Raw genomic sequence first — 2,612 nt, forward strand, 5'->3', positions numbered from 1 at the left:
TTACGCTATTAACAAGCGTATGACCGCAGATTTAGTTTGCAAAGCACTAAATATGTCCATCAAGAATAAACGTCCAAGCAAAGGGCTAATCGTTCATTCAGACAGAGGTAGTCAATACTGCAGCCATGCGTATCATAAGATCATTAAACAGCACCAGTTTATAGGCTCAATGAGTGGCAAAGGTAATTGCTTTGATAACGCACCCATAGAAAGCTTCTGGGGCATATTGAAGAATGAGCTGGTATATCATAAGGATTATAAAACTAGATTTGCCGCCATTACCGATATCATTAGATACATCGAGCTATATTACAACCAGACTAGGATTCAAAAGGGCTTGAGCTATAAATCGCCAAGACAGGTGTGGTTTGATTATTATCGTCAAGCTGCGTAATTAAAATCTCCCAAGTTTGGTTCTACGGATTTGACGGCAGGGGTCAACAATCTGAGTGTCGGTAAATCTTGATTTTTTCATGTCGAAATCTCCTGCTGGTATTTTAGCAGTTAGTTTCTACTTTTAGGTGTTATTATTTTTTGGGGTGATTACCGAGACTCCTGGGTCTTCGAGTTAAATAGATTTATCTAAGTGCTACTTTATATAATCAACAAGCTGTCCTAATAACTCATCAGGTATCCCTTGCGCTCGTAAACTATTTATCAAAAGATCTTTATCATGCAGCGCTATATCAGTAGCTTGCTCATTACGATTATTCATCTCTCTTTCAATTTCATCTGGTGTCATTAAGTCAAAGCTAACAGCTTTGCCAGTTCGTAAGTCATCAAGATGGTTTGCCCACTGATTCATCATCATTTGCCTTTCTGCTAGATGTGCAGATAAATCGTATCTCTTTTTGACACTAGACCGATTAAGATGGGCTAACTGTATTTCTATCACATCCTCACTGAACTTTAATTCATACAATCCCGTGCTGGCAAGCTGCCTAAATCCATGTCCAGTCATTTCAGGGTAGGGACTACCCGTATAGCCCATACGTTTCAGAGCTTGATTAAACCAAGCCTCACTATAAGGCTGATTCTTCGTGAAGTTATAAAATACGTAATTTGTTTTTTCTGTTAAAGGTCGCATACGCTCGATAATGGCCATTGCCTGCGGTGACAAGGGAATAATGTGATCTTGACGCATTTTCATTTTATGTGCTGGGATACGCCAGACATTTTTATGGTAGTCAATTTCTGACCATTCAAAAAATCGTAGTTCTTTCGTTCTAACAAAACAGAAGGTCATCAGCTGCATGCCAGCCACGGTTTGTTCATGGGCATTCGGATGATCTTCAACATATTTATCAATATTACGTAATAATTCGGAAAACTGATGCTGCTCGACCGCTTTCATACGCTTAGCCTGATGAGGTCTTAAAGCTTTATTACGACCATAAGCGACATTAATGACATCGTAGCTTAACGTATTAATAGCATATTCAAAAACTGAGCCAATTAGTTCAACACACTTACTTGTAGTATCGGCTGTCCATTTGCCTTGTTTTTCGAAGTGATTTTGAATTGCTAGACCTGTTTTGATGACGTTCTGTGCAGTGATAGAGGCAATAGGATAGTCACCGATATGGGGTGCAATATGCCTATTAGACTTCTTGCATAAGTCATCGTCAGCCCTTGTAACTCCGTCAGTGGAAGTCAATGAACTGGTACTTTTGCAAGAGATCTATTTAGATAGTTGTGAAGTTTTTGAATATTCTTCTTAGAGGTAGTGGTAGATTTTTCGTCAATATAGCTCTTAGCAATAATTTTAAATAAGTCCTTCTGCTCATAGTTATTTTTATCATTATTTTTATGTTCAGTAGGATCAATATTATCAGCCAGTAATGCTTGAGCTTTATCACGTACCAGCCGAGCCTCTTTTAGTGACACCTCTGGTTTAAATGTAGAGCCAATGATTTGCTTGGCAGATTTATAAATACCAATCTGATAAGTTTTTTGCTTTGGCTTAAGATCTTTAGGGGATTGATAGCGATAAGTCATCTGCCAAAATAGCGAGCCATTTGGATGTTGTATAAGATATAAATTGTTGCCATCACCATGGCGCGTGACTTTGGTGGGAGTGGACTGTTTGGCAATGGCTTTCACACCAGCGTCAGTTAATCGGTAGTCTTGTCTTCTCGTCATGGCTTATACCTAAAGGCGCTTGGAGGTTTAACAACAACCTCACTGCATAATTAACAACAGAAAATGACGTTGCATATTATTTAACAACTAATTTAACAACATTGTAGAGGTACTAGCAGGTAATAACAAGTAATCAATAAAGACCCCACTCTCAACTTGAAATAAGCAAATCAAACTGAAGAGGCGGATTACCAAGTTTTTTGTTGAGTACAAAGCACAGATTATGCGACAGAATCTTACGAATCAATCGATGAGACAAATGCCATAAATCTCTTGCTCGCACTCTTTGTATACTTAGATTAACACACCAAGTGCAACGCTAATTAATATTATAGAACGCCTGCATAGGCGTCTTAAACCCTAATCGTTTTCTTGGTCTGTTGTTTAATTTGTTCTCAATGTCCTGCATCTCATCATCAGAGACTTGTCTAAAGTCACAACCCTTAGGCAAGTACTCTCTGATAAGGCCG

3 protein-coding genes and 2 pseudogenes are annotated in these 2,612 nt (G+C 38.6%); 1 reads left to right on the forward strand and 4 read right to left on the reverse strand.

Going from position 1 to position 2,612, the window contains the following annotated elements:
- Positions 1 to 394, forward strand: a 394-nt coding sequence (locus EI164_RS15560; RefSeq protein ID WP_192520880.1) for a DDE-type integrase/transposase/recombinase, incomplete at its 5' end; no start/stop codon positions are given.
- A 195-nt stretch (positions 395 to 589) separates the two neighbouring features.
- Here EI164_RS15560 and EI164_RS15565 read toward each other — a convergent pair.
- From EI164_RS15565 to EI164_RS17230, 4 genes and pseudogenes are all read right to left on the reverse strand, one after another.
- Complete coding sequence (locus tag EI164_RS15565) at positions 590 to 1,657, reverse strand: tyrosine-type recombinase/integrase (RefSeq protein WP_192520882.1); 1,068 nt, start codon at positions 1,655 to 1,657, stop codon at positions 590 to 592.
- On the reverse strand, positions 1,654 to 2,142 hold the full coding sequence (locus EI164_RS15570; protein WP_192520883.1) for an Arm DNA-binding domain-containing protein: 489 nt from the start codon (positions 2,140 to 2,142) through the stop codon (positions 1,654 to 1,656). Before EI164_RS15570 ends, EI164_RS15565 begins: the two co-directional genes overlap by 4 nt.
- 151 nt (positions 2,143 to 2,293) lie before the next feature.
- Positions 2,294 to 2,437 (reverse strand): annotated as a pseudogene (locus EI164_RS15575) (IS982 family transposase); the annotation flags it as partial.
- A gap of 24 nt (positions 2,438 to 2,461) precedes the next feature.
- A pseudogene (locus EI164_RS17230) lies at positions 2,462 to 2,612 on the reverse strand (IS30 family transposase); the annotation flags it as partial.

The organism is Psychrobacter sp. FME13 (genome assembly GCF_014861395.1).
GTDB lineage: Bacteria > Pseudomonadota > Gammaproteobacteria > Pseudomonadales > Moraxellaceae > Psychrobacter.